Origin of the sequence: Indolivaga capnocytophagoides DSM 22835, from assembly GCF_000426485.1 — a bacterium.
GTDB lineage: Bacteria > Bacteroidota > Bacteroidia > Bacteroidales > Dysgonomonadaceae > Dysgonomonas_A > Dysgonomonas_A capnocytophagoides.
In genome coordinates this window covers 183,396-209,328 of record NZ_AUFL01000004.1, presented here as the reverse complement: position 1 = coordinate 209,328, position 25,933 = coordinate 183,396, and the positions used below count along the sequence as shown (strand labels likewise).

Genomic DNA, 25,933 nt, shown 5'->3' with positions numbered 1-25,933 from the left:
AATAAATAAATAAGAATAAAGGTTGCTCACTTGAGTGACCTTTATTTATTTTCACGCAGAATAATAATTATTCTATATAATCAATTCTCAGAGGTTTCATTTTCCACTTCTTTTTTTGTTACATAATTACCATTATGTTTAATTATGTAATTCTTTTAAAATCCAATATTAAGTAACACTCTCGGAATATGCTATAATTAGAATATCCTATCTCATATTAGAAATAATCTATAAAGAATCAATAGTTATCAATAAACAAATACCAATTATAATTGTTTAATTTGTATATCAAACCTAATAAAAACGAGTATGACAAGTATAATCTCTTACTTCTTAATAACTTTATTAAGTTTAAATTTATCAAACAATAATAATACTGATAATAAAAATACGAAAGCTATGAAATTTGAATTAATTAAGTTGCCATATGCAACAAATGCACTTGAACCAGTAATCAGTCAACAAACAATCGAATTACACCACGGTAAACATCTTCAAACTTATGTAAATAACCTGAATAATCTTGTTCCCGGAACAAAATACGAGAATATGGATTTGATTTCTATCATAAAAGACTCTGAAGGTGGTGTATTTAATAATGCCGGACAAATCCTTAACCACGAAATATATTTCACATCGTTCAGTCCAAATGGCGGTGGTGAACCTAAAGGCAAATTAGCTGAAGCAATCAATCTTCAATGGGGTTCTTTTGAAAACTTTAAGAAAGAATTCAATGCTGCTGGTGCTGCTGTATTTGGTTCAGGATGGGTATGGTTAGCTAAAGACGGAAGCGGTAAACTTTCAATTGAAAAAGAACCAAACGGAAGCAATCCTGTAGTTAAAGGTCTTACTCCTCTATTAGGGTTTGATGTTTGGGAACATGCATACTATCTTGATTATCAAAATCGTCGTGCAGATCACCTTGCCGAACTTTGGAAAATTATCAATTGGGATGTAGTTAGTGCTCGTTATTAATAAGATATTTCCTAAAACCAACCAATATAAAAGCTGCCTCTGATAGAAGGCAGCTTTTTATTTTATATACGAATCAGCATTTTGAGTTTTTTATCTATAAGTAAAGAGCTCTTTGAATAACCGGTATTAAGAAAATAAAGAAAAGGTAATTGGATAAGAATTACATAAAGTGTGTAACCTTTGTCACCTTTTTAGATTTAGAGGAAAGTCAACCCATAAAAAGGTTATTATCCGAATATTGAATATAGAGCGTGCAACTTTTGTAACCTTTTCGACAACCAGCCCCCTATCCTACCGTCTGCATCATTAGGCTCCTTATTTAACTAAAATCAGATAACTCTTATCTAAAATATAGTTATATTTGCATCGAAATCTAGGGGTGTCTGCACAAGCAGGCTGAGATTATACCCATATAACCTGATCCGGATAATGCCGGCGTAGGGAAATAGATATGCAAATCGCGCGTAACGCATACTACTTCACAAATAGGTAAAATTCTCTAATATCCCCTTTTTTATTTATTAAGTTGATAAAGCCCAATTTGGGCTTGTCAAAAATTATTTTAATTATTAAATGAAAAAGGAAATTATATCATTATCGGCATTGATGACTACTCTAGTCATGCAAGCTGAAGAATTGCCTGACAGCTTAAAGCAAGTAAATCTGAACGAAATTATAGTATCAGCGACCCGTGTCAACGAACATGCTCCGATTGCGTTCAATAATGTCAGTGCACAAGAGATCAAAGCTAATAATACAGCTAAAAATATACCTTATATCCTTCAAACACTCCCATCTATTGTTGCATATTCAGAAGATGGGTCAGGAGTAGGCAATACATCTTTTAGAATCAGAGGAACGGATGCTACACGCATCAATGTTACACTCAATGGAATGCCTTTGAATAATCCCGAAAGTCAAGAAGTTTATTGGGTCAATATACCCGATTTATCGAATTCGCTCCAAAGCATACAGGTACAGAGAGGTGTAGGATCATCAACCAATGGATCCGGAGCATTCGGAGCAAGTATCTCTCTAAAAACTCAAGGAACAAGACCTCAGGCATATGGAGAAGCTTCGACTGGTGTAGGCAGTTACAATACTTTTACATCTACTATCGCGGCCGGAACTGGTATTCTGAAAAACGGATTATCTTTTGATGCCCGCTACTCCAGAGTTACCGGAGATGGGTATATAAGGAATGGAAAAGTTAATCACAGATCGGCATATGCATCAGCATCATATTATAACAAGAATCAGTTGTTCAAACTGAGCTACCTCAATGGCATCCAGCATACGGGAATCACATGGGAAGGGATAAGCCCAGAACAATTAAAGACCGACAGGAAATACAATCCAGCTGGAGCTTATTATGATGAAGCCGGAAATGTTCATTATTATGAAAATGAAACAGATAACTATTATTCGGATATAATTCAATTTACTTATTCAAATGCTTTATCCGATAAATTATCGTTGAATGTTGGCTTAAGCTACAATCATGGATATGGCTATTATGAAAATTACAAAGCTGATCAGAAGTTCAAAAAATATGGATTAGATCCTCAGTTAGTAAATGACAGTACTTACAAATCATCTGATGTAATCACACGTAAGTTGATGAAAAATAACTTTTACGTAGGTAATTTTACACTGAATTACATTTCCGATAAACTTACCCTGACAGGAGGTGGCAATCTAACATCTTATCAAGGAGATCATTACGGAAAGCTCTTATGGGTTAAATATAACAAAAACATATCCGACAAATATGAATGGTACAGAGGAGATGCCGATAAAAAAGAATTCAGTGTATTCGGCAAAATTACATATAATATTCTCGACAATCTAGCCATTTTCGGAGATATGCAATACAGATATATAGATTACAGAATGTCAGGAATAGATGATGATTTGGAAAATATCACAAATAAGAACTATTACAGTTTCTTCAACCCGAAAGCCGGATTATCTTATTCATTTAATAATAATGAAGTGTACGCATCTTTATCTATCTCAAACAGAGAACCTTTAAGAACAGACATCAAAGAATCGGTCAAAGGAGGAAGTACACAAAAAATTCAACCCGAAAGAATGTTCGATTATGAACTGGGCTATAGATACTCTTCAGCGATAGCTTCTTTTAATGCAAATTTGTATTACATGAGATATAAAGATCAGATGGTACAAACCGGAAAATTGAATGATGTAGGTTATAAGCTAATGGAGAATGTACCTACAAGCTACCGTATGGGTATAGAGCTGTCTGGAGCTGTACAACCAGCCAACTGGATACGGATAGATGCAAACGTTACGCTAAGTCAGAATAAGATAAAGAACTATACAGCTTATTACGATCTCTACAATAATCAGAATGATTATGAATTCGTAAAACAGACATCTGAATATCTTGGGACTACCAATATTTCATTTTCTCCTAACGTAATCGGTAGCGGTATACTGACAATCACTCCATATAAAGCATTATCTTTGGCTCTTGTTGGCAAGTATGTAGGTAAACAGTATTACGACAATACATCAAATAAGGATAACCGTCTGGCTGACTATTTTGTGAGTAATATTGTTTTAGGATATACTTTCAAGACACAGAAAATCGGAGAGGTAGATATTCAATTCTCTGTCAACAATATATTGAACAAACGCTATGTTGGCAATGCCTGGGTTGCGACAGATAAATTCGAGGATGGATCTGAAATTGTATATACAGGACTGTATCCACAAGCAACCAGAAATATCATGGCTAAATTGGGAATCCGATTTTAAGAATTTGAGAATGATTATTTTAGAGTTTATAAAACAAAACTGGATAGAAGTTATAGGAGCCATTATCGGGCTCCTATATCTTTATTTTGAATATAAAGCAAATATATGGATGTGGCTAACAGGTATAGCAATGTCTTCGTTCTATACATACGTTTATATTCATGCTACTTTCTATTCATTTGCGTGCATCAATATATATTATATAATAGCTGGTGCATATGGGTGGGTAAAATGGCTAAAATCGGCTAAAAAAGGCCAAAATGAAGATATATCGATAGAGTTAAGACACACTCCTACCCGATTATTCTTACCATTGTTCATAATATCCATTGTTACATTTGTGATTATCGCTTACATATCAAAAAATTATACAGACAGCCATGTCGTTTATGGAGATACTTTCATCACCACATTAAGTATAATAGCCATGTGGATGCTGGCACAACGCTATGTTGAACAATGGCTTTTACTTATTGTTGTAAATATCGTCTCGGTATGTATCTATTTTGGACAGGATCTATATCCAACATCTATTATGTATCTGGTATATAGCATTGTATCGGTATTCGGATACATCAGATGGAGAAATTTAGCAAAAAAAGACAAATGAAATACTTTGAAATGCCTACGGCTTTATCCGAGGCGGATGCGGTTATTTTAGCGAATGGAGATTTTCCTAAGCATGAGGTCCCATTATCTATTCTAAGAAACAGTAATTACCTTGTATGCTGCGATGGAGCCATCAATAAATTAAAGCATACGAATATAGAGCCGCAGGCTATTGTCGGCGACTGTGACTCGCTTGGAGTAGAAAGTAAAGAGCGTTATGCAAAGATTCTGTTCCGCAATCCGGATCAGGAGACCAATGATCTTACCAAAGCGGTAAATTATTGTCTCGAAAAGGGTATGTCTAATCTGATTATACTCGGAGCCACCGGGCAACGTGAGGATCATACATTGGGCAATATAAGCCTTCTACTTGAATACATGAATGAAGCGACTGTACAGATGATTACCGATTTTGGCATTTTTACTCCGGTTGACAGCGATTCGAGATTTGAAAGTTTTGCAGGACAACAAGTTTCAATTTTCACTGTCGCTGAAGGAGAAATAACAACTCATAATTTAAAGTACCCGGTACACAAAAGGACTTTTACCAATTGGTGGCAAGGAACATTAAATGAAGCAGAAAGTGACGAATTTTCGATTGAAACAAACGGTAAACTCGTTTTATTCCGGATATTTAAATAAAAGTTACTAAAATGTAATATTCTGGCCGCATCTTGCCAAAGAAATTATCTATATTTGTGATGTGTCTAGGGTTTTATATCTGATCATGACAATTTAGGGAAAAGAATTTAAGTTATTTCAAACAATTATAATTCTCATGGATTTTTTACACAGCGTGTGGATGTTTATCCACGATTTGGTACTTCACACCGGACCTACACTTGATATGTTAGTGAATGAGTATGGAATGTGGTTTTATGCTATTTTATTCTTAATCATTTTCTGTGAAACGGGATTAGTTGTAACACCATTCCTTCCCGGTGATTCTCTACTATTTTTAGCAGGAGCAATAGCTGTCAGACCCGAAAACGATTTACATATCTATTGGCTTGTCCTTATTCTGATAGTAGCTGCAATTATAGGAGATGCTGTCAATTATACGATCGGGCACTTTTTTGGGCAGAAACTGTTCGGAAATCCGAATTCCAGGATATTTAAGCAAGAATATCTTGAGAAAACAAACCAGTTTTATGCAAAACATGGAGGTAAAACCATAATCTTAGCGCGTTTTGTCCCAATCGTAAGAACATTTGCCCCTTTTGTTGCAGGAATGGGAAAAATGAGTTACAAGCATTTTGCCGCTTATAATATCATTGGAGGTATTGCCTGGGTTTTGATATTCTGTACATTGGGAGTACTTGTAGGAGGAATTCCTTGGGTAGAGAAAAACTTAGAAAAGGTAGTTATCATAATTGTAATAGTGTCTATCTTACCCGGTGTATTTGAATTTGTTAAAGCAAAATTAGCAAGCAAAAAAGCCGTGGAATAAACCTGGAAAAATAGAATATTGAAAGGTCTTAGCCATTAAAACCTTTTTTAGATACTCTAAATACCATTGAACTTATATGAATCAAAAATGTTCTATAAGCAAAATGGTATTTTTCTTTTAGCCTTTTCTCTTTTTAGAATTTATCAAGTAAATTATTGGTTATCATTCGAATAATATCATTAAACAAACATTATAGTTAATTTTAGGTTAATTCATTATGGAATATATAGCTAATATACCCGATTCGGGATCAAAGAAAAGAATCGTTATTATCGGCGGTGGCTTTGCAGGATTACAACTGGCTAAGAAAATCGACTCCAACTATTTTCAGATTGTACTGATTGATAAGGTAAACTATCATCAGTTTCAACCTCTAATGTATCAGGTCGCAACTGCCGGACTAGAACCTAGTTCGATCAGTTATCCTCTGAGAAAAACCTTTCATAAACGCAAAGATTTTCATTTTAGGACTTGTCTGGCAAAACAGGTTCTCCCTGAGAAAAAAATACTTGAAACCAGTATCGGATCAATCCAATATGATTATCTTGTAATAGCCACAGGATGCGATACAAACTATTTCGGCAATGATAAGCTTAAAGATTCAACATATGCATTGAAGTCTATTTCTGAATCACTACTAGCAAGGAATAGAATATTACTAAGTTTCGAAAAAGCCCTGAGTGCAAGAACTGAAGAAAAAGTAAAAGAGCATCTTACCTTTGTTATTGTAGGAGGTGGTGCTACCGGTGTAGAACTATCCGGAGCCTTAGCTGACATGAAAAAATCAGTTCTTCCTAAAGATTATCCGGAACTCGATTTCAACAAGATGGAAATACATCTGGTTGACGCCTCCCCTCGCCTACTCTTTGCTATGTCTGAAGAAGCATCAGCTAAAGCTGAAGAAACTTTAAAAAAACGAGGGGTAATTATCCACCAAAATATCCCTGTAAAAGATTATAAAGAACCTGTTGTAGAATTAGGTAATGGAACAGAACTTAAATCTCGAAATGTATTCTGGGTTGGAGGTGTAAAAGCAAACAGCCTTGCGGGATTAAATGACGATGCCTATAACAGAGGTCGTTTAGTTGTTGATGAGTACAATGCTGTGGCAGGTCATAACAACATATATTCAATCGGTGACACTTGTCTTCTCTTATCGGATAATTCTCCCAAAGGGCATGGACAAGTTGCTCAGGTCGCTATACAAATGGCTCGTACTTTAGCCAGAAACCTTAACAATGAAGTAAAAGGGCATAATCAAAAGGAGAAGTTTGTTTATAGCGATAAAGGCTCTCTGGCTACAATCGGAAGAAATGCTGCTGTTGCTGATTTATGGAAATTACACTTTGGAGGTACTGTTGCATGGTGGCTATGGCTCTGGGTACATATCCTTTCGATAGTGGGAATGAGAAATAAAGTATCTGTATTTATTGATTGGGTATGGAGTTATATAACTTATGATGTATCTCTTCGATTACTAATTCGTCCAAAGAAAAATAAGATGTACGATGAATTAGATGATCGGGAACAGAATTACGAATGAATAGTGAAAGGAAAATCAAAATTTGGTTTTCCTTTTTATTTGAATATCATCTTGTTTTAGAATTTTATTTTCTCTCATTCTCTGCCATATATTATCAGGAATAAACATCCTCAGATACTGCCTTAAATAGGCATTTCGCATATATTTCTTAAAATAAGGAGAATCTTTCAGAGCTCCATATTGAATCTGCATCGCAATAAATTCTTTTGCATGCTTAATTTCATTATTCATGCTGAATCCTTCTGACGCATCGTATGAACATACCGTTACGGGAATATGCCTCAGATCATACCCTTCTCTATTCAGTCTCAAAAAGAATTCGGTATCGGCTGCAATCCGATATTTCAGATTAAACCGATTTTTCTTCGCTATATCCGTTCTGACAAAAGCCGCCTGATGCGAGAATGGCATAAAATGATCTCTATCACAATCATAAGCTGGTCGGATATACGAAAAGCTTTTTAAACGGTATTCAGCATCACCATAAACAACGGCATATGAAGAATAATCATTATTTTGCCCGAATATTTCCTGTATTGCATTTTCTGAATAAAAATAATCTCCAGCATTCATAAAATTCACCCACAAACCGTATAGTCGGTCTAATGATTTATTCATAGCATCATAGATTCCTTTATCAGGTTCACTTATCCATAGTGATATTTTATCCTCGTATTTTTTTATTATATCAATTGTTCCATCAGTAGAACCTCCATCTATAATTATATACTCCAAATTATCATAAGTCTGATTAATAACACTTTTAATAGTATCTTCTATAATCGAAACACCATTAAATACAACTGTTACTATCGAAACCTTATCCGTATTCATCTTTAATGACTATTTATTTGATCTAACAAATCTAGCAATTCGATATCTTTGCCGTCGACTTTACGGGCAAACCACGCATCAGAATCTTTGATCAATGGGAAATCAGATTTTGTTAATATTTTAGGACTTTTCCCATTATCTCTCCAATCAAAATAACGATAAATATTATTAATCATATTGTCTTTCATATTAGAATTTAATAATACCGACTGTATATATAGCTCATCGGCACATCCTGAATGCTGAAAAAATTTCACTACATGAGGGTTTTCATTCGTAAATTTGAGTAAATACTTCACACTGTCAAGAGTCAGGCTAAACCAACAAGCACCATAATAGGCTTCTACAAATGGATATTTACGCTTAAAACCTAGCTTTCTAAACAGTTTTTTTACATATTTATTATTCCTTAAATCCCTATTTGGAAGAAAATGCCAATATTCATACCGCTTTTTCATTAATAAAGACCAACTGTCATTACCTAATTTATAATAACTGATAAAGTTATTAGCCGCTTTATCCCGATGCTTTTGGACAATATCATTAATAGGTAACACGGGATAATCCTGCCCGCTAATGAACAATATATGAGAATAATTTTGTTCGAATGATAGAATCTCCGAAAAAGAATTCAATATCTGTTGTACCTGAGAAAATCTCCCCCACACCACTTCTACCCTATTCTTCAAGAAAATAGCTTCACGAATCATATCTTTGTAGGGCAAGATATCAGCCTTACCGTCTACATTGATATAGATATCAACGTCATCGCAAAGCAGACGCGAAACCAAACGAGCGACTTGCTTAGGGTTAGTATGAGCATGTATCAATAAGGCTATTTTCATAACAACTACTTACTCAAATTTTCTAACTATTTCCATTATCTTTTTTGCAGACTTCTCCCATGAATATTCTTTCACTTGTTGATATCCCTTATCCTTCAAATTACGGCGTAAATCTGCATTTGAAAGTAATAAATTGATTTTTTGAGTTATATCTGCTGTATCGCAAGGATCAATATATAATACTGCATCCTCGCAAATTTCTTCAATGGCTTCTATTTTCGAAGCTATTACAGGGCATCCACAAACCATCGACTCTAGTGGAGGAATACCAAAACCCTCATAAAGAGATGGATAGACAGAACAAAGAGCATTTCTATACAATTCATTCAACCGGTTGTCATCAACATAGCCGGGCATTACTATATTTTCGTTATGCAAATCATTCAGATCAGGAGTATTAAAAGCCTGAAATTGCATGCCTATAATATAAAGCTTTACTGTTTTATCATCAATGTTATTAAAAGCCTCTATTAATCGCCGAAAATTCTTACGAGGATCGAACGATGATACAGAAAGAATATACCTGTCTGTAATATTCTGGTTACTTTCAACAAGATTAAGATGGTAAGTTGGAATACTGCAATTCGCAACAAACAACTTTTTATCGGAAAGCCCAAATACATCAATAATCTCTTTCTTTGAATATTCGCTGACCGTTATTATAGCGTGTGCTTTACGAGCTATACGAGGCATCATATATCCATAGTACCTCGAATAACTTTTTGCAAACCATTCAGGATGCCTTTCATGTGAAACATCATGAATAGTTATTATCTGATTATCATAAATTAAAGGTCCACATCCTGAAAAGCTTATCAATAAGGGGCTTCCTTGTTTTTTAAGATATAGAGGCAAACTTATCTGCTCCCATAAATGCCCATTTAAAGAACCACACTCAACTGTTCGAAAAGAGTATTTGTAATCTGGATTTATATTCTTGGGAATGGCTACATAAAAGTCCACACCCAACTGATAAAGTTGGTTGCATATTTCAAAAGCATAACGGTGTATACCAGTTGGCTTTTGCGTCAAAAATCGGCCATTAACAACAAACATATATTTATAATTCTCTATTCAATACTCTGTATTTTTTCCCTTTAAACCAACTCTTTTTAGGGAGTAAAGAGCTGAATAATATCCAAAATCGGATTTTGAATATCTGCCATGTTCTATTTTTAGGCTTTTCATCTGGAAAATAGTCTCTGCCAGATACAATATTGAAATATAATTTTTTTTGTGACATTCCGTTCTTCAGAAACTCTATATGGTGTGTAACCATTTGAGATTGCGGAAATATATAAAATCTTTTGTTCTTATGATCATTTATATAAGGATATTTAGACATATAACTAGGTATATGTACAGGCATATTTTCTTTAATAAGAATAAAATTACCTCCATTTTCTTTTAGATAATTAGCAATATAGCATTCCGGATATAAATCAATATCAAATAATCCTTCATGGTCTTGTATATACTTAGATCTGATTATGGCTATATCTACAGCTAAAGAATAATCTTTATCATACCAATCGGCACTAGCCCAGACTACATTCGTATTGCCATCCATTACCGCAATATATTTAGCTATAGTCCGATCGGAATATACCCATGTATCAGCTTCCAGGATGATAGTATATTCACAATCCATAGGAATATGTAAACGCCCTTCCTGTAAAAGTTGAGAGCTACCCCTACGATGCCCTGAATTGCTGTTTAATATCACTAAATCATCTATTTGAGAAGCTATATTATCTTTGATAGTATACCCATCAGAATATCCATTGGTTACTACAACTATATAATAATCAAAAGCATTCCATGTATCTTTTATTATCTGCAGGTTATATTTTAAATCTTCAATTCTATCATAAACCCGAAGTAATATAGCTATTTTACGCTTCATCAGTTTAAAAGTACTTTTACAATTTCATCCATCTTATCAACTGCTATATTCCATGAAAACTGCTGAATATATTCATTCCCCTTTACAGCGATAGATAATCTAAGATCATCATTCGACAGTATAATTTCTAATTTACCCATCAGTTCATTCGTATTTTTAGCTTGATATAACAAAGCCGTATTATTATCAATCCCATATTCAGAATGCCCCTCAATATCCGTTAATACGCAGGCACATCCACAAAACATAGCTTCCATAGGTGTTAGAGCCATTCCTTCTGTCAATGAATTCGCTATAAATATCGAATTTCGATTAAATAAACCGGCAATATCTTCAGGATCGCGATAGAATCTTATCCATTCCGGTAATCCCTCAGGTTTGGAACAAATTCCAAATAAATCGACTTGTAATTGCGGATATTTTGTTTTTAAACCATACAGGGCATCTAATCCATATTGTGACCCTTTTATTTCTTGTACAGAGTACATCATACAAACTGAATAAGGATTCCGGTCTTTTATAGGAGTAGTTATTTGAAATTTATCACTATCAATAGCATTCGGAATAAGATATGTAAGATTGGTAGTATAATTATTAACGATATTCTGTAAATAAGAAGCAACTACAATATTTGTTGTATCTGACATATTATAGGAAGAATGCAATTCGTCAATATGTCCTATCCAATTTTCATACCCCTGTATGAGATTTATTTTCTTCCCTTTTGACAAATGTAATTTACCCATATCTAAGGCAGTAGACCACCATGTTGCAATAACAACATCTGAATCCATCACTTCTTTATCACAAATAGCATCTACATAAGACATAGTAATGCCATTTCTGAATATAAACCATCTACTTGTTCTAAAGCCTTCTAAATATGTAAGAACTTTACGAATTAAGTAAGGAAGTCTATATTCCATGTATTTGGTTTTGAGAGGATATGTTATATGCACAGAATAACCCAGGTCATACAACCGATTGGCATATTCATACATAATCTTAAATCCGCCCATTGGCCGCCTTGCTTTGAACGGCATAATGAAGTTTATTTTTATTAATCTTTCCAAGTCTATATAGTTGTGGTGTATATATATAGTATTTGTAATGCAAAAAATAAAATATAAAGAAATACATAAAAAGATTTAGATCCGATAATCCCTTAACATTCAATGCTATGTTATATGCATATGCTATTAATAATGTAAAAACCCAAGCCTGATCTTTAGTAAAAGACATTTTCATCAGAATAAACTGGTAAAGAAAATATGCTATTGTTCCGGGCAATCCAATCCAAAATAATAATCGAGTATAGCCGACATCACTACCCCAGAATTCCATATGCCCCCAACCATATACCCATTGATCGAAAGTATATGGCAATATAAACATATTCTCTAATCCATCAGATGACTGAGTAGAAAACTTTCCGCTCTTTTGATAATTTATAAATCCTTCGAAAGCCCAATCCGAAAACTCCGGAAAGTAAATATAACACAGAGTAGAACCAATCGAAGCTAATAAGGCTCCGACTGCAACAAATTTAAACAATTGTGATCTTGGGGCATTGCCTGTTATTAAAAGTATTACCGCAAGAATAAGACTTGCAAATAAACCGATAGATGTAGTTCGTGCAGATAACAATCCAACATATAATATTATACAATATACGGTAGCTAATAGAGCCAATTGTACTACTCTAAACTTTCCCTTGATAGCAATATAAACAATCAAGATAAGGGCAAATCCACATGATACACCAGCACCAAAAAAAGCAACACCATAGCCTAGCAGACGTTTTCCTTCAGTATCATCTCGCTTTATCTGATTTACAAAGTCGGACATCTGCAATGAATTGAAAAAATTCCGGACTGCTTCATTTTGATGCATGGCTATAGAAATAATACACTGAGCTAAAATTGCTCCAATAATATAGTACAAGAAAAGAATAAAACTTCCTCGGGGATGTATAATAAAGAATAAAAACACAACGAGAAAAGAACCAAATAACCATGCTATCTGGCTCTTAGTATAATCGTAGAGGTATGGATCACTATATGAAGTCATATATACAGTAATCCACGACAGAAGAACAATCGGAAAATAAGCGAGAGCTATATTTATAATCTCGGGAAATGGACGACCTTGATATAAATATAAACCGAGTCCTCCGGCCGCAACAGTAAATAGAAATGAATACCCGAAAAAAGATATTGCTTGCGGATATAGTGTATAGAAGACTATTATAAAGAGTATGATTACCCCTAAATATTTTTTCATAAGAACCTATCTGAAAAAGATTTTATATAAAAAGGACTTTTTATACTTCATTCGAAAGATGCACTTTATATATAAAATAAAGATATCCTGATTACTATAATTTTCCCTTATATACAATTTCGATTTTTTACAACACCGAACAGCTTTCATGCCTAACTCAGAGTTAGCACATAAACGTAACCAGTGCAAAGATAATAATCTCTCCAGATATTCAGGTGAACAAAATTTATTTGCATCCGTTTTGCTCTGGATCAAGAGCATCAACTTTTCACATTTATATAAATAATCTACTGAAGAAACGAGTGGTACACATTCTGCAACAGAGGAATATATCTCAAAAAACTCTGGAGTTACGGGTAGTCCCAGTTTCTCGCAATGGATTTTAAATACGGCTTTCTTATTATCCAACTGTTTTTGTTCGTTTACAACCGATACTTGACTGTCATGAACCCTGTAAAATAAAAGAGGGTCTGCCAGATTAGCCAACTTAGTTACATAAACAGCTTTTACCCACAATGCATAATCTTCAACATGTAGGTATTCTTTTTCGAAAGACAATTTTTTTTCAGAAAAAAGAGTTCGACGAATCATTACTGCGGGATGACAGATTCCTGAGCGAAACAGTAAATACGCCCTTAAGTCTTCATTTGTTTCAGGATTATGATATAAATTTTTCTTTTTAACTCCAGTTTTGAATGTATAAAACTGGGTACTGACAATATCATAATCTTTATTCTCTTCCAAAAAAGCGACTTGCCTCTCAATACGATCCGGAAATGAAATATCATCCGCATCCATACGGGCAATATACTCACCTGAACATATCTCAACTCCTTTATTCAGAGTATCGATCAACTTCAGATTCGAAGAATTACTGATAGCTTTTATCCGACTGTCCCGCAATGCTATATTTTCAAGAATAGATAGAGTATTATCCGTAGAACAATCATTTATTACAATAATCTCGAGATTAGTATATGTCTGTCTCATAATAGAAGTAAGAGCATCTTCTACATACAATTCCACATTATAACATGGCATCAAAACAGATACTAACGGACTTTTCATATAATGATTAACGTTTTCTCTTTATAACTATTGTGTCATATATATTTTTGTATCCCTCTGTCATTTTATCTATTGTGAAATTCCTCAAATACGAATTTCGTGCATTGGTCTTCATATCCGGATAAACTTCAGGATTGAGAATATAATCAATTTGCTCGGCAAACACTGAAGCCTTGTTCTCTACAGCAAAACCATTACGACCGTCAAGCACCTCCGAAATCCCCCCAACAGCAGAAGCAACAACAGGAACACCAAAAGACAAAGCCTCAAGAAGAGACATCGGGAGCCCTTCATAGTTAGAAGGTAAAACAAATACATCCGCATATCTGAGATAGTTATATGCAAAAGAAGACTCTCCCATACAGAATACATTTGAGGGTAATCCATCCATATTTGTTTTGTTTCCAATCCACACAAAAGCAATATTCTTTTGTATTTCAGCTATTTCTGTAAAAAGATCAAATTTCTTTTGAGCTGAAATACGAGATATACACATTACAATATGAGTATACGATGATTGAGATTTAATGTATTCAAGCTTTTCAATAATAGGATCTTCTTCGTTTACTATCCAATCTTCCCGGCTATAATCTATAACCCCATTATACACCAAGTCTACATTATGTGATATACCTTCTTCATTAAGCCCTTCTATATCGTATTTACTAACTCCTACTATTTTCGCTGCTCTGTTTTTTAATAGTTTCTCTACAAAAAGGAATTTTCTAAAACCTTTTCTTATTGAATCAAATCCATGAACCGTATAAACAATAGTTTTAGGATTGAATACCAGTCGGCCTATAGCTCCCATCTTAGAAGAATGCAGATGAACAACGTCTGGCTTATATTTTAAACGAAGCCTGAATAAACGAACAGCTAAACCAATATCTTTTAATGAGATATGCTTACGATGTTCACTTATCCTTATCAAATTTTCATGATTATCTAAATGAGCCCATGCTTCGCCATTCCCCCCATATACTATATAAACAGTATTTCTATCTTTCAGTTTTTCAACGAGATTTGCGACAACAGTCTGTGCTCCGCCAAACTCGGAAACGGTTATTACTTGAAATATTTTCACATGTTTAATTTATTCTGAATACAATGACAAATGTACTGTTTTTTAACAATAAAACCACGAATCAGAAAATTATTAGCCCTTATTGGCTTCCAAGTTTTAATTGATACAAAGAGGTATATTTGCAATATATTTTTAAATTTGCATACTAATATTGGATATTTACCCTCTTTCTTATCTTATAACGATTATACATGGACCGATTATTCACACGCAGGGGATTTAGCTTCTTTATCATGATATTTGATCTGCTGATCATCTATTTCTCAACATACTTGTCTTATCTTTATTTCGAAGACACTCTCGCGGCATATGACGATAATCTTCAGGCTGTCGTATCAATGGCTCCTTATATAGGCTTATTTTATTTAATAATCGGACACGTATTTGAATTGGATAAACCCAAAGAGTTTACTCTATTCGGAGTTTCCTATTCTGTTACAGTATCAATTGCTTGTCTCTTTCTTTTGACGATGGCAATGAGCTTCCTTACCCGAAGGCTCGCCTATCCTCGAAGTATATTGATAATGAGTTCTTTTATACAGGTAATTTTATTGTCATTCTGGCATTTATTTATAAATAAACGATACCTGATAGCGAATGTAAAGAAGAAAGTTCTTGTTATAGGTTATCAAAAGGCAAAAAAATTGGCTTTCAAGCTTCTTAGTTCGAATGGAATGTGGACGAATGTCAATTTTATATGTACACCAGATTCACCTAATCTGGATAAACACATAGAAGCCTGTGATGTTGCTTTTCTATCTGAAGATGTAGATGAAACGACAAAGCAGAGCATCGCTGAATTTTGTGTTGGCAGAGACAAAGAGTTTTGTTATGAGCCAAAATTTCAGGAAATATTTCTTTTTAATGCAAATTTTGTACAGATAGAAGATACACCAATACTTAAAGTACGGCCTTTCGATGTTAATGCCGAAAATAATTTTGTAAAAAGAATATTAGATTTAAGTATTTGCATTATAGGAGCGATTATTCTTCTTATTCCTTTTCTGATCGTTGCAATGTGTTTAAAGATCGGAGGAGGATCAGTATTCTTTAAGCAGGAACGGGTTACCCAGTATGGAAGAATCTTCCAGATTTATAAATTCAGGACAATGATTGAAAATGCAGAAGCTGTTTCGGGTCCTGTTTTGGCTCAAGAATCAGACAAACGAATAACAAAACTGGGACATATACTTAGAGCTACCCGCTTAGATGAACTCCCTCAAATATACAATATTCTCATAGGAGATATGAGTATTGTAGGACCACGTCCCGAACGCCCTTTCTTTGTTGAGCAATTTTGTAAGGAAATACCGGAATATAATCTACGCCACAGAGTAAAAGCAGGACTTACTGGTCTCGCTCAGGTACAAGGAAAATACAACACCTCTGTACAAGACAAATTGAAGTACGACCTTCTGTATATCAATGGGTATTCTTTTGCGATGGATGTAAAGCTTATCATGCAAACACTGACTGTACTTCTAAAAAAGAGCAGTACTGAAGGTATTAAAGAAGCAATTGAAAACGAAGAGCTTATCAACAGGCTTGCAGAAGAAAACTAAACACCCAATTATATTCGGGTCGAAGAACATACAATTATTTACTAGAATAAAGTAACTTAGTGGATTATCTGTTTTGGGGCTAATTGTAGATAATCACTGCAAATAGTTATCACTCAGCAATATGCCATAAAACCGATAAACTCTAAATTTATACATATAATTTCAATGAACAGTTTTTCCGAATTAATAACAAGACGCAGGAGTATTCGAAAATTCACAGAAGAATTGATCGCTCCGGAACATGTAGAACTAATATTAAAAGCAGGTCTTAAATCTCCATCATCAAAGAATGCAAAACCTTGGCACTTTATAGTTGTTGAAGATAAAGACTTATTAGAAAAACTAAGCCATGTAAAAAAAATGGGTTGTAAATTTCTACCCGAAAGTGCCTTATCTATTGTGGTTGCAGCCGATCCTTTGGTCAGTAATGTATGGATAGAAGATGCGTCAATTGCATCGATTATGATGCAACTACAAGCTGAAGACCTTGGATTGGGTAGTTGCTGGATACAAATCAGAGACAGATATAATGCTGCAGAAGTACCATCGGAAGAATGTATCAAAGACCTTTTGGAGCTTCCTATGCAATTACAAGTTTTATCTATTATAGCAATCGGACATAAAGGACAAGAAAAAGCCCTTATAGATGATGATAAACTTGAATGGGAAAAAGTTCATATCGGCAAATTTTAAAGTCTCAGACTTTTTATTGACTTTGCAAAAGACTGAAATACATCATTAATACTTTCTGTTATTCAAAATCAGATATTAAAGCTAAAGATCTCCAATATATTTTCATCAAAAAATAAATTAAGCCATATGGCAAAAATATCCAATAACAGGCTTCCATTCGGACTAATATTACTATTAGTCGGAATTATCTATCTGCTGAGTAAAACTGGAATACTTGAAAATATACCATACATCAGTAAAATGATGAACATCGGTACTTTTTTTCTGGTGGCAGGGCTAATATTTTTAATAACCAAAACAGAAAAAACAATAGGTATAGTTTTTACAGCAATCGGTGTCATTATTAATTTTGACTTTTTCTTCGGATGGCTGCAAAACTATTCAACATTCATAATTCCTATAGCCTTAATTGGTATCGGTTTAGCGATGGTATTGACCTCAAAGAAATAAATTTCCAACATGAATATCGTATTTATAGGAGCAGGACGCTTAGCTACTAACCTTGCTCTGGCACTGCATGGTAAATCTTTTAATATCATTCAGGTATATAGCAGAACAATAGAGTCTGCAGCATTTCTTGCCGGTAAAGTAGACGCTATCGCAATAACCAATTTGTCGGAAATCTCTCCTAATGCCGATTTATACATTTTTTCGGTAAAAGATTCGGTCTTAACTGATTTATTAAATAATATACCTCCGAATAAAGGATTATGGGTGCATACCGCAGGAAGCCTGCCTTTAGAAATATTCGATAAGTACAACCCAAGGTTTGGAGTTTTATATCCTTTTCAAACTTTCAATAAAGACCGACTGGTCGACTTTCGAAAAATTCCTCTATTTATAGAAACTAATATTAAAGAAGACCTCTCGATATTACAAGACATATGCTGTAAAATATCAGATCAGGTATACAGCCTCTCATCCGATAAACGTCAATACCTCCATCTTACCGGAGTATTTGCGTGTAACTTTGTAAATCAGATGTATGCGATATCCGAAAATATACTAAAAAAAGAAGGTATTCCTTTTGATGTGGTTCTACCTTTAATTGATGAGACTGCAGCTAAAGTCCACCAAATATCTCCAAAGGATGCCCAAACAGGACCTGCCGTACGATATGATACGAATGTTATAGACAAACATCTCACATTACTGGAAGACAAACGTTTAAAAAATATTTATAAATCGATAAGTGAATATATTCACGAAACAAATAAAAAAAATCAATGAGTACGATTAATTACGATCTAACAAAAATAAAATCATTTATATTTGATGTGGACGGTGTGCTATCTCCGGACTGTATTCCTTTATCCATAGAAGGAGCTCCTATGCGCATGGTCAATATCAAAGACGGATATGCATTGAATCTGGCCTGTAAATCAGGCTATGGTCTTGCGATCATAACAGGCGGAGACACAGATGCAGTAAGGCAGCGTTTTGCCCGGTTAGGAATAGAGCACATATACATGAGATCCTCAATCAAAATAAACGACTTGAACGATTACATGGCGAAAACAGGTTATAAACCTGAAGAAATTTTGTATTCGGGTGATGATCTGCCCGATTTTCATGTAATGCAAACAGTTGGTTTGCCTGTTGCTCCTGCTGATGCAGCACCCGAAATAAAAGGTATTGCCAAATATATTTCTCACAAAAAGGGAGGAGAAGGTGTTGCCCGTGATGTAATTGAACAAGTAATGAAAGCACAGGGAACATGGATGAATGACAAAGCTTTCGGCTGGTAACCTGTTAATAAGGTATCAGATATGTAAATGGACTAAAAGGAATATTCCTCAATATAAAATATACAACTAGTATCAATAGAAATACAATAGCAAAGTTTTTAGAAAAAAGGAAACCCTTTGCATTATACTTCCCTTTCTTCAAGTATACACGCACCATAATGTAATACAGATAAAGAAAAAAAGGAATGCTCATGATAAATAACGCATTATAACGCAAAGACTTAGTCATTTCTCCATGCAGCAGATAATGAAATGCTCTCTGCCCACCACATCCAGGGCAATATAATCCTGTTACATGGTACAAACTGCATTGAACACTCCAAGCACTGTTCGACTCTTCATAATTATAATACATTATGAGAACTAATGCCAGAATTATAATCGAAATTACTATTATTATATACTTTTTCATAAAGATAAAGGGCAGCTGATCAAGCTGCCCTTCTACAATTATAATACAGCCTATCTGGCATATTGATCTAATATTTCCTGATATGCTTCAAGCATAGCGACACCACTGCCTGTAGCAAACATTATTATAGTATATATCAGATTCAAAGCTCCTAATACGATAGCTATTAAAGATAAAATTTTAGTATTTCGAGAACTTTGTTCTGCACCGAAATAATCTTTATAACCATACTTCGAATCTACTTGTGTTGAAAACACAATAGCAATTATACCCAATATTAATCCTATGCAACAAGGGCTGCAGAGACCAACAACAGTTCCAATAATAGCAAGAGGTAAATAATTATTGGGTTTGGGCGGTAAATTCTGTCCCTCAGGATTATCGAATCCAAAATTTGTGTTTTGTGTAAATGATTTATTTTCCATAGACAATACAAATGAAAGTATTTAACATTATATTATTTCAAAGTAACAGTATGATGTCGAAATTTACGTCTCTTCCTAATAATCAAAAGTACCAAATTCGCTTCTGATGGTGAGCTTGGCTTTGTCAGCCTTCTCTACCCTACCTATTATTTGAGCATCAATACCAAAGGATTTAGATATATCTATTATTGATTGTGCATGTTCAGAATCAAGATAAATCTCCATCCTGTGTCCCATATTAAATACTTTATACATTTCTTTCCAATCTGTACCCGATTGTTCCTGTATCAATTTAAACAAAGGAGGTACAGCAAACATATTATCTTTAATAACATGTACTTTATCGACAAAGTGCAGCACTTTAGTCTGAGCTCCCCCCGAACAATGCACCATACCATGTATCCGAGGTCTCAATTGATCTAATATTTCTTTAATTACAGGAGCATATGTACGGGTTGGCGAAAGAACCAGCTTACCAGCATCAATATCAACTCCTTCCACATTGTCCGTCAGAGATTTCCCCCCCGAATATATTAATTCAGAAGGAATAGAAGCATCATAGCTTTCTGGATATTTTTTTGCCAGATAATTAGCAAAAACATCGTGGCGAGCCGAAGTCAAACCATTACTGCCCATTCCTCCATTGTACTGTTTTTCATAAGTAGCTTGTCCCGAAGATGATAATCCTACGATAACATCTCCCGGTCGGATATTATCATTTGAGATAACATCAGCCCTTTTCATTCTGCAGGTAACAGTACTATCAACAATTATAGTACGAACCAGATCACCTACATCAGCTGTTTCCCCTCCGGTTGGATATATATTTACTCCTAAGTCAGATAATTCAGCACACAATTCATTAGTTGCATTGATAATCGCTGAAATAACTTCTCCTGAAACCAAATGTTTATTACGCCCGATAGTAGAGGATAAGAGTATATTATCTGTAGCTCCTACACAAAGAAGATCATCAATATTCATGATCAACGCATCCTGAGCAATACCTTTCCACACAGACAAGTCTCCTGTTTCTTTCCAATAGATATATGCCAGAGAAGACTTTGTCCCGGCTCCATCTGCATGCATAATATTACAATATGCAGGATCTCCTCCCAGCACATCAGGTATTATTTTACAAAAAGCTTTGGGGTATAAGCCTTTATCAATATCTTTTATCGCATTATGCACATCTTCTTTAGATGCCGACACTCCTCTCTGATTGTATCTCTGATCGCTCATTATGTTATTGTATATAAGATAGTCTTAGACATGTTTCGTACAAAAGTAACAAAAATTAATATATCTTTGACCCGTATTTTAATCACAACACTCGAATTTATGAAAAAAGAAAAAACATCACTCGCCTTTGGTTTCGCCTCATGGGCTGCGCTCCTTTTAGGTATGGCCGGATTTTTGGTTGGATTATGGAGAGCCGAGATGCTATTAAGTGAAAAAGGCTATTACTTTACGATCTTGTTATATGGATTATTTTCAGCGGTAGCAGTTCAAAAAAGTGTACGGGACCGCATCGATGGAATTCCAGTCAGCGATATATTTTATGGCATCAGTTGGGCGTCAATAGTTATTTCTATAGTACTATTAGCTATTGGACTTATTAATGCTGAAATTTTACCAAGCGAAAAAGGATTTTACGCTTTTGGATTTATTTTAGCTCTATTTGGAGCCATATCGGTACAAAAAAACACCAGAGACAATGCTGATATTGAAAATAAAAGAGAAACACAGAACAGTGAATCCTAAGGGAATAGGTATATCTGAAAACCATATAAAAAGGGCTTTGTCAATAAAGTCCTTTTTTCTTATAAAAAAGAGATGTCGTAACTGATCGAAATATAACAAGGAATACTTATCTTTGCAATCCAAATTATTTGATCAATGATTAATCGCGTTCTTATCCGTATTAGAGTTATACAAATTCTGTATTCAACTTACCAGAATGGTAGTGGAGATTTGAAAAAAGCTGAAAACGAACTCATGTTCAGCTTACAAAAATCATATGACCTCTATTATTTTTTACTACTGCTACTTGTAGAAACCACCGATGCTTATGCTAAACGCGTCGAAGCCCGTAAAGCCAAACTACTTCCTACAGACGAAGATCTGAATCCAAACACAAAGCTAATTGACAATCTATTTATAAAACAGCTGAAATCAAATATTCAATTCAACGAATATTTGGAAGAAAGACCCTTATCGTGGGATGAGTATGATAATTATGTAAAAGGATTACTTGAAAACATCCTGAAATCGGACACTTATGCTGAATATTCGCAAAATGTGATCTCTGATTATGAAAGTGATCGTGAATTTTGGCGGAAAATATTCAAGTCGATGGTTTATTGTGATGAGAAATTAGACGATATTCTTGAAGAAGAGAGCGTTTACTGGAACGATGACATTGAAATCGTTCAGTCTTTTGTTCTGAAAACAATCAAAAAATTCGAATATGAAAACGGAGAAAAGCAAGAATTGCTTTCGATGTTCAAAGATGAAGAAGATCGTGTTTTCGCTGTAAAACTTTTACGTGAGTCGATGTTCAATGTGAAAAGCTCACGAGACATGATTAATAAATATGCGAAAAACTGGGAATCGGAACGTATTGCATTTATGGATATGATCATTATGCAGGCTGCTATTACAGAAATACTTTCATTCCCGTCAATACCTATAAATGTGACTATGAACGAGTACATAAATATTGCGAAATCATATAGTACACAGAAGAGTTCTTCGTTTATTAATGGTATTTTGGATGCAATTGTATCGGAGCTAAAAGCAGAAAACAAGTTATTAAAAAAAATAGAACAACAAGGAAAGTAAGAAGGTTATATACTTTCATATTTTACAAAATAAAGTATCTTTGTAAAAGAAGTATCAGAATTTAATCTGACTTTTACCTTAGTTTATATAAAATATAAGAAATAAAACTTATGAATTCATTATTCGTATTCTTACAAGCAGCAGGTCCCGGAGGTGGAGCATGGAGTACAATCCTTATGTTTGGATTGATTATTGTTGTATTTTACTTTTTCATGATCCGTCCACAACAAAAGAAACAAAAAGCATTGCAAGAAGCTCGTAGTGCTATGAAAAACGGAGATAAAGTAATTACTGCAGGCGGTATACACGGCCGTATAAAAGAAGTTGGAGAAACTTTCTTTATTGTAGAAATTGCAGATAATGTAAGAATTAAAATAGATAAAGCATCTGTATTCGCAGCAGGCGAAACTCCGGCTGCAACAGAAGTAAAGAAAGATGCATAAACCGTTTCAGGTTAAAGAAAGTGGCGATAATCTGAATTTTCGGCACTATTGTTCTAAGCTTTTTAGGGAATCAACACCCTGATATATTAATGTACAACTTATACAGAAGCATAAGCAAATGAGCAGTGCTAAAGAACAAATATGGAAAGGGGTCAGGATTTTTTTTAAACGAATATCGTGGAAAAAAATTCTGACTTTTTCCTTTTTTACTTTAATAGCTACGATCTTATGGTTCATGCAGATATATAATAAGAATTTCGAGACAACGATTAACATCCCCATCAAGTATATATCTATTCCCGACAGTATTATATTTCAGGATACACTGCCATCAAACATCACTATGCGAATCAAGGATGACGGTTTTGCGATGTTCAGGTATTATTTCAAAAAAAGAGATACTTTGAGGATAGATGTACAATCGATTATCAAAAACGGGAACTCAAAAGTTCTACAAGGCAGCAGTTTTGATCTTTTCATCAGAAAATCGCTACCAATATCTACGCAAGTACTAGCATATGATCCTATACGCATTTCATTTGTATATGCAGCTCTCGAAAGTAAAAAAATACCGGTAATATTTGACGGACAACTGAACTTATCTCCCGGATATTTTCTGAATAACGATCTGAAAATAACCCCAGATAGTATTACAGCATATGGATCGCAGGCAGATTTGAATAAAATTATGTTTGCATATACGTCTAATGATACCGTTAGTGGGTTGAGTGCAAATAAGCGGCTCAAATACTCATTAGCGAATAAAGAGCGTATCAAGTTTTCCCCTGCTTATATTTATGTCGATGTACCGATAGAGGCCTATACACAAAAGACTGTAGAGGTCCCGGTAGAATGTCTCAATCTACCGGAAAAACTGACGATTAAGTTTTTCCCATCCAAGGTTAAACTTACATTTTTTGTAGGAGTTTCGGAAGTTGATTCGATCCGTGAAAAAGACTTCTCCGTTGCCATAGATTATAATGGACTGCAAGAATCAAAACAGGCTTCAGTACCTGTACGAATAACATCGAGCCCAGGATTTGTCCGAAACCTCACTATCACACCACCTAATGTTCAATATATTTTCGAATATAAAAACGAAATCATAAACAATGATTAAATTAGGTATCACAGGAGGAATAGGCAGCGGAAAATCTACAGTCAGCGAGATAATAAAATTGTTGGATGTGCCTGTATATATTGCTGATATCGAAAGTAAAAAAATAACAGAATCATCTCCGGTTATCAGAAAAAAATTGATTGAAGCTTTCGGCGAAGATTTATATGATGGAGAAAAACTAAATAAACCTCTTCTCGCATCGTATATATTCAATGACAAACAAAAACTCACAATAACTAACTCCATAATACATCCTGAAGTAGATAAAGACTTCTGTAGGTGGGTCGAAGACCAAAACAGCATGCCTGTCGTTGCAGTAGAAACGGCAATTTTATTTGAATCGGGAATGAACCGTTTTACGAATAAAGTGTTGATGGTATACACCCCTTTGGAAGAAAGGATAAGGCGAACCATGCTTCGTGATAAAACAAGCCGACAAAAAGTGGAAGAACGAATATCAAGCCAAATGCCAGATGAGAAGAAAGCGGAAATGGCTGATTATATAATATACAACGATGAAAAAAAATCATTAATACAGCAATGTACTGATTTAATAAATATATTGAGGTCTCAGACCTTGTAACTGCGTTGATAAGCATAAATGCAACAGGCAGTTAAATAAAAAAAATTATCAAATACTAGTTTTACGTACAATGATTGAAGACAATTTATATAATGATATTTTTGAGGCTAATAAACGTTGGGTAGAACAAAAATTAGCCGAAAATCCCGACTTCTTCCACCATCTGGCAGAAGAACAGAATCCTGATTTTCTATATATCGGATGTTCCGACAGTCGGGTACATGCAAACGAGATCATGGGTTTGAAACCCGGTCAGGTTTTTGTCCACCGTAATATAGCCAACATGGTACTGAACACTGATCTGAATGCTTTGTCTGTAATAAATTATGCAGTGGAAAATCTACGGGTAAAATACATTATTGTATGCGGACACTATAACTGTGGCGGCATCAAGGCTGCTATGAATTTCACCGATTCGGGGATTATAAGCCCTTGGTTAAGAAGTATCCGTGATGTATACAGATTGCATGAAAAAGAACTTAGCCAGATACAGGATTTTGAACAACGCTATCGCCGTTTTGTGGAAATCAACATCTACGAACAATGTATTAATGTAATCAAAATAAGAGAAGTTAGGGAATCATTCGAAAAAACAGGATATCCTCGTATAGTAGGATGGGTTTACGATTTACAGGATGGCTCATTGACAGATATGGATGTTAATTGTGAAAAAGAGTTCGAACGAATACATAACATTTTCCGATTAGGATAAATCAATTTTT

The 25,933-nt window shown here is 34.5% G+C and carries 28 protein-coding genes and 1 riboswitch; of the genes, 17 read left to right on the top strand and 11 right to left on the bottom strand.

The window, feature by feature from the left end:
- The first annotated feature begins 399 nt into the window (after positions 1-399).
- The 6 genes from K322_RS0100955 (at position 400) to K322_RS0100930 (ending at position 7,361) form a co-directional block, all read left to right on the top strand.
- Complete coding sequence (locus tag K322_RS0100955; RefSeq protein WP_026625172.1) at positions 400-975, top strand: superoxide dismutase; 576 nt, start codon at positions 400-402, stop codon at positions 973-975.
- Positions 976-1,343: 368 nt separating this feature from the next.
- A riboswitch (TPP riboswitch) is annotated at positions 1,344-1,436 on the top strand.
- Positions 1,437-1,548: 112 nt separating this feature from the next.
- A complete protein-coding gene (locus tag K322_RS0100950; RefSeq protein WP_026625171.1) occupies positions 1,549-3,759 on the top strand; it encodes a TonB-dependent receptor in 2,211 nt (736 codons plus the stop codon).
- 10 nt (positions 3,760-3,769) lie between these two features.
- Complete coding sequence (gene pnuC / locus K322_RS0100945) at positions 3,770-4,369, top strand: nicotinamide riboside transporter PnuC (RefSeq protein ID WP_035330994.1); 600 nt, start codon at positions 3,770-3,772, stop codon at positions 4,367-4,369.
- Positions 4,366-5,010 carry a thiamine diphosphokinase gene (locus tag K322_RS0100940; RefSeq protein ID WP_026625169.1) on the top strand — a complete coding sequence of 215 codons (645 nt, stop codon included), beginning with the start codon at positions 4,366-4,368 and terminating at the stop codon, positions 5,008-5,010. Before pnuC ends, K322_RS0100940 begins: the two co-directional genes overlap by 4 nt.
- A 136-nt stretch (positions 5,011-5,146) precedes the next feature.
- The gene (locus tag K322_RS0100935; protein ID WP_026625168.1) at positions 5,147-5,818 is read left to right on the top strand and encodes a DedA family protein; all 672 of its coding nucleotides are present in this window, start codon (positions 5,147-5,149) and stop codon (positions 5,816-5,818) included.
- Positions 5,819-6,035: 217 nt separating this feature from the next.
- On the top strand, positions 6,036-7,361 hold the full coding sequence (locus tag K322_RS0100930) for an NAD(P)/FAD-dependent oxidoreductase (protein ID WP_026625167.1): 1,326 nt from the start codon (positions 6,036-6,038) through the stop codon (positions 7,359-7,361).
- A gap of 15 nt (positions 7,362-7,376) precedes the next feature.
- On the opposite strand, the gene K322_RS18260 is transcribed toward K322_RS0100930, so the two are convergent.
- Genes K322_RS18260 through K322_RS0100890 form a run of 8 tightly spaced genes read right to left on the bottom strand, consistent with a single transcriptional unit; the run spans position 7,377 to position 15,381 of the window.
- A complete protein-coding gene (locus K322_RS18260) occupies positions 7,377-8,195 on the bottom strand; it encodes a glycosyltransferase family 2 protein (RefSeq protein WP_051290540.1) in 819 nt (272 codons plus the stop codon).
- 2 nt (positions 8,196-8,197) lie between these two features.
- Positions 8,198-9,040, bottom strand: coding sequence for a beta-1,6-N-acetylglucosaminyltransferase (locus tag K322_RS0100920; protein ID WP_026625166.1), 843 nt, complete (start codon positions 9,038-9,040; stop codon positions 8,198-8,200).
- A 9-nt stretch (positions 9,041-9,049) separates the two neighbouring features.
- A complete protein-coding gene (locus K322_RS0100915) occupies positions 9,050-10,096 on the bottom strand; it encodes a glycosyltransferase family 4 protein (RefSeq protein ID WP_026625165.1) in 1,047 nt (348 codons plus the stop codon).
- 4 nt (positions 10,097-10,100) lie between these two features.
- Positions 10,101-10,946 carry a hypothetical protein gene (locus tag K322_RS0100910; protein ID WP_035330991.1) on the bottom strand — a complete coding sequence of 282 codons (846 nt, stop codon included), beginning with the start codon at positions 10,944-10,946 and terminating at the stop codon, positions 10,101-10,103.
- A complete protein-coding gene (locus K322_RS0100905; protein WP_035330989.1) occupies positions 10,946-11,989 on the bottom strand; it encodes a glycosyltransferase family 4 protein in 1,044 nt (347 codons plus the stop codon). The genes K322_RS0100910 and K322_RS0100905 overlap by 1 nt, the downstream gene beginning before the upstream one ends.
- Positions 11,952-13,229: a hypothetical protein gene (locus K322_RS18255; protein WP_051290539.1), complete on the bottom strand. Its 1,278-nt coding sequence runs from the start codon at positions 13,227-13,229 to the stop codon at positions 11,952-11,954. The genes K322_RS0100905 and K322_RS18255 overlap by 38 nt, the downstream gene beginning before the upstream one ends.
- A gap of 6 nt (positions 13,230-13,235) precedes the next feature.
- Positions 13,236-14,297, bottom strand: a complete 1,062-nt coding sequence (locus K322_RS0100895; protein WP_026625162.1) for a glycosyltransferase family 2 protein — start codon at positions 14,295-14,297, stop codon at positions 13,236-13,238.
- A 7-nt stretch (positions 14,298-14,304) separates the two neighbouring features.
- Positions 14,305-15,381: a glycosyltransferase gene (locus K322_RS0100890; RefSeq protein WP_026625161.1), complete on the bottom strand. Its 1,077-nt coding sequence runs from the start codon at positions 15,379-15,381 to the stop codon at positions 14,305-14,307.
- Positions 15,382-15,572: 191 nt separating this feature from the next.
- On the opposite strand from K322_RS0100890, the gene K322_RS0100885 reads away from it, so the two are divergent.
- From K322_RS0100885 to K322_RS0100865, 5 genes are all read left to right on the top strand, one after another.
- Entirely contained in the window at positions 15,573-16,943 is a 1,371-nt protein-coding gene (locus K322_RS0100885; protein ID WP_026625160.1) for a sugar transferase, read from the top strand.
- A gap of 165 nt (positions 16,944-17,108) precedes the next feature.
- The gene (locus K322_RS0100880) at positions 17,109-17,636 is read left to right on the top strand and encodes a nitroreductase family protein (protein WP_026625159.1); all 528 of its coding nucleotides are present in this window, start codon (positions 17,109-17,111) and stop codon (positions 17,634-17,636) included.
- Between the two features lie 126 nt (positions 17,637-17,762).
- Positions 17,763-18,086 carry a LiaF transmembrane domain-containing protein gene (locus K322_RS0100875; RefSeq protein WP_026625158.1) on the top strand — a complete coding sequence of 108 codons (324 nt, stop codon included), beginning with the start codon at positions 17,763-17,765 and terminating at the stop codon, positions 18,084-18,086.
- Between the two features lie 9 nt (positions 18,087-18,095).
- Positions 18,096-18,866, top strand: a complete 771-nt coding sequence (locus K322_RS0100870; protein ID WP_026625157.1) for a Rossmann-like and DUF2520 domain-containing protein — start codon at positions 18,096-18,098, stop codon at positions 18,864-18,866.
- Positions 18,863-19,384: a KdsC family phosphatase gene (locus tag K322_RS0100865; protein WP_026625156.1), complete on the top strand. Its 522-nt coding sequence runs from the start codon at positions 18,863-18,865 to the stop codon at positions 19,382-19,384. Before K322_RS0100870 ends, K322_RS0100865 begins: the two co-directional genes overlap by 4 nt.
- Positions 19,385-19,388: 4 nt before the next feature.
- On the opposite strand, the gene K322_RS0100860 is transcribed toward K322_RS0100865, so the two are convergent.
- The 3 genes from K322_RS0100860 to K322_RS0100850 all read right to left on the bottom strand — a co-directional run bounded on the left by K322_RS0100860 (position 19,389) and on the right by K322_RS0100850 (position 21,463).
- A complete protein-coding gene (locus tag K322_RS0100860) occupies positions 19,389-19,796 on the bottom strand; it encodes a DUF2752 domain-containing protein (protein ID WP_026625155.1) in 408 nt (135 codons plus the stop codon).
- A 50-nt stretch (positions 19,797-19,846) separates the two neighbouring features.
- Positions 19,847-20,221, bottom strand: coding sequence for a CD225/dispanin family protein (locus K322_RS0100855; protein ID WP_026625154.1), 375 nt, complete (start codon positions 20,219-20,221; stop codon positions 19,847-19,849).
- A gap of 75 nt (positions 20,222-20,296) precedes the next feature.
- Entirely contained in the window at positions 20,297-21,463 is a 1,167-nt protein-coding gene (locus tag K322_RS0100850) for an AIR synthase related protein (RefSeq protein ID WP_026625153.1), read from the bottom strand.
- Positions 21,464-21,562: 99 nt separating this feature from the next.
- Between K322_RS0100850 and yiaA the strand changes: the two genes are divergently transcribed.
- From yiaA to K322_RS0100820, 6 genes are all read left to right on the top strand, one after another.
- Positions 21,563-21,985, top strand: coding sequence for an inner membrane protein YiaA (gene yiaA / locus K322_RS0100845; protein ID WP_026625152.1), 423 nt, complete (start codon positions 21,563-21,565; stop codon positions 21,983-21,985).
- 135 nt (positions 21,986-22,120) lie between these two features.
- Complete coding sequence (gene nusB, locus K322_RS0100840) at positions 22,121-23,065, top strand: transcription antitermination factor NusB (protein WP_026625151.1); 945 nt, start codon at positions 22,121-22,123, stop codon at positions 23,063-23,065.
- A 110-nt stretch (positions 23,066-23,175) separates the two neighbouring features.
- Positions 23,176-23,508, top strand: a complete 333-nt coding sequence (gene yajC, locus K322_RS0100835; protein WP_026625150.1) for a preprotein translocase subunit YajC — start codon at positions 23,176-23,178, stop codon at positions 23,506-23,508.
- A gap of 235 nt (positions 23,509-23,743) precedes the next feature.
- On the top strand, positions 23,744-24,628 hold the full coding sequence (locus tag K322_RS0100830) for a YbbR-like domain-containing protein (protein WP_134435201.1): 885 nt from the start codon (positions 23,744-23,746) through the stop codon (positions 24,626-24,628).
- Entirely contained in the window at positions 24,621-25,211 is a 591-nt protein-coding gene (coaE, locus tag K322_RS0100825; protein ID WP_026625148.1) for a dephospho-CoA kinase, read from the top strand. The genes K322_RS0100830 and coaE overlap by 8 nt, the downstream gene beginning before the upstream one ends.
- A 70-nt stretch (positions 25,212-25,281) precedes the next feature.
- On the top strand, positions 25,282-25,923 hold the full coding sequence (locus tag K322_RS0100820) for a carbonic anhydrase (RefSeq protein WP_026625147.1): 642 nt from the start codon (positions 25,282-25,284) through the stop codon (positions 25,921-25,923).
- Positions 25,924-25,933: the final 10 nt, after the last annotated feature.

Bases quoted from the DNA above. Each gene is read 5' to 3' on its own strand.
- K322_RS0100955 (WP_026625172.1), top strand. From the start codon at position 400: ATGAAATTTGAATTAATTAAGTTGCCATATGCAACAAATGCACTTGAA.
- K322_RS0100950 (WP_026625171.1), top strand. From the start codon at position 1,549: ATGAAAAAGGAAATTATATCATTATCGGCATTGATGACTACTCTAGTC.
- pnuC (WP_035330994.1), top strand. From the start codon at position 3,770: ATGATTATTTTAGAGTTTATAAAACAAAACTGGATAGAAGTTATAGGA.
- K322_RS0100940 (WP_026625169.1), top strand. From the start codon at position 4,366: ATGAAATACTTTGAAATGCCTACGGCTTTATCCGAGGCGGATGCGGTT.
- K322_RS0100935 (WP_026625168.1), top strand. From the start codon at position 5,147: ATGGATTTTTTACACAGCGTGTGGATGTTTATCCACGATTTGGTACTT.
- K322_RS0100930 (WP_026625167.1), top strand. From the start codon at position 6,036: ATGGAATATATAGCTAATATACCCGATTCGGGATCAAAGAAAAGAATC.
- K322_RS18260 (WP_051290540.1), bottom strand. From the start codon at position 8,195: ATGAATACGGATAAGGTTTCGATAGTAACAGTTGTATTTAATGGTGTT.
- K322_RS0100920 (WP_026625166.1), bottom strand. From the start codon at position 9,040: ATGAAAATAGCCTTATTGATACATGCTCATACTAACCCTAAGCAAGTC.
- K322_RS0100915 (WP_026625165.1), bottom strand. From the start codon at position 10,096: ATGTTTGTTGTTAATGGCCGATTTTTGACGCAAAAGCCAACTGGTATA.
- K322_RS0100910 (WP_035330991.1), bottom strand. From the start codon at position 10,946: ATGAAGCGTAAAATAGCTATATTACTTCGGGTTTATGATAGAATTGAA.
- K322_RS0100905 (WP_035330989.1), bottom strand. From the start codon at position 11,989: ATGCCGTTCAAAGCAAGGCGGCCAATGGGCGGATTTAAGATTATGTAT.
- K322_RS18255 (WP_051290539.1), bottom strand. From the start codon at position 13,229: ATGAAAAAATATTTAGGGGTAATCATACTCTTTATAATAGTCTTCTAT.
- K322_RS0100895 (WP_026625162.1), bottom strand. From the start codon at position 14,297: ATGAAAAGTCCGTTAGTATCTGTTTTGATGCCATGTTATAATGTGGAA.
- K322_RS0100885 (WP_026625160.1), top strand. From the start codon at position 15,573: ATGGACCGATTATTCACACGCAGGGGATTTAGCTTCTTTATCATGATA.
- K322_RS0100880 (WP_026625159.1), top strand. From the start codon at position 17,109: ATGAACAGTTTTTCCGAATTAATAACAAGACGCAGGAGTATTCGAAAA.
- K322_RS0100875 (WP_026625158.1), top strand. From the start codon at position 17,763: ATGGCAAAAATATCCAATAACAGGCTTCCATTCGGACTAATATTACTA.
- K322_RS0100870 (WP_026625157.1), top strand. From the start codon at position 18,096: ATGAATATCGTATTTATAGGAGCAGGACGCTTAGCTACTAACCTTGCT.
- K322_RS0100865 (WP_026625156.1), top strand. From the start codon at position 18,863: ATGAGTACGATTAATTACGATCTAACAAAAATAAAATCATTTATATTT.
- K322_RS0100860 (WP_026625155.1), bottom strand. From the start codon at position 19,796: ATGAAAAAGTATATAATAATAGTAATTTCGATTATAATTCTGGCATTA.
- K322_RS0100855 (WP_026625154.1), bottom strand. From the start codon at position 20,221: ATGGAAAATAAATCATTTACACAAAACACAAATTTTGGATTCGATAAT.
- K322_RS0100850 (WP_026625153.1), bottom strand. From the start codon at position 21,463: ATGAGCGATCAGAGATACAATCAGAGAGGAGTGTCGGCATCTAAAGAA.
- yiaA (WP_026625152.1), top strand. From the start codon at position 21,563: ATGAAAAAAGAAAAAACATCACTCGCCTTTGGTTTCGCCTCATGGGCT.
- nusB (WP_026625151.1), top strand. From the start codon at position 22,121: ATGATTAATCGCGTTCTTATCCGTATTAGAGTTATACAAATTCTGTAT.
- yajC (WP_026625150.1), top strand. From the start codon at position 23,176: ATGAATTCATTATTCGTATTCTTACAAGCAGCAGGTCCCGGAGGTGGA.
- K322_RS0100830 (WP_134435201.1), top strand. From the start codon at position 23,744: ATGCAGATATATAATAAGAATTTCGAGACAACGATTAACATCCCCATC.
- coaE (WP_026625148.1), top strand. From the start codon at position 24,621: ATGATTAAATTAGGTATCACAGGAGGAATAGGCAGCGGAAAATCTACA.
- K322_RS0100820 (WP_026625147.1), top strand. From the start codon at position 25,282: ATGATTGAAGACAATTTATATAATGATATTTTTGAGGCTAATAAACGT.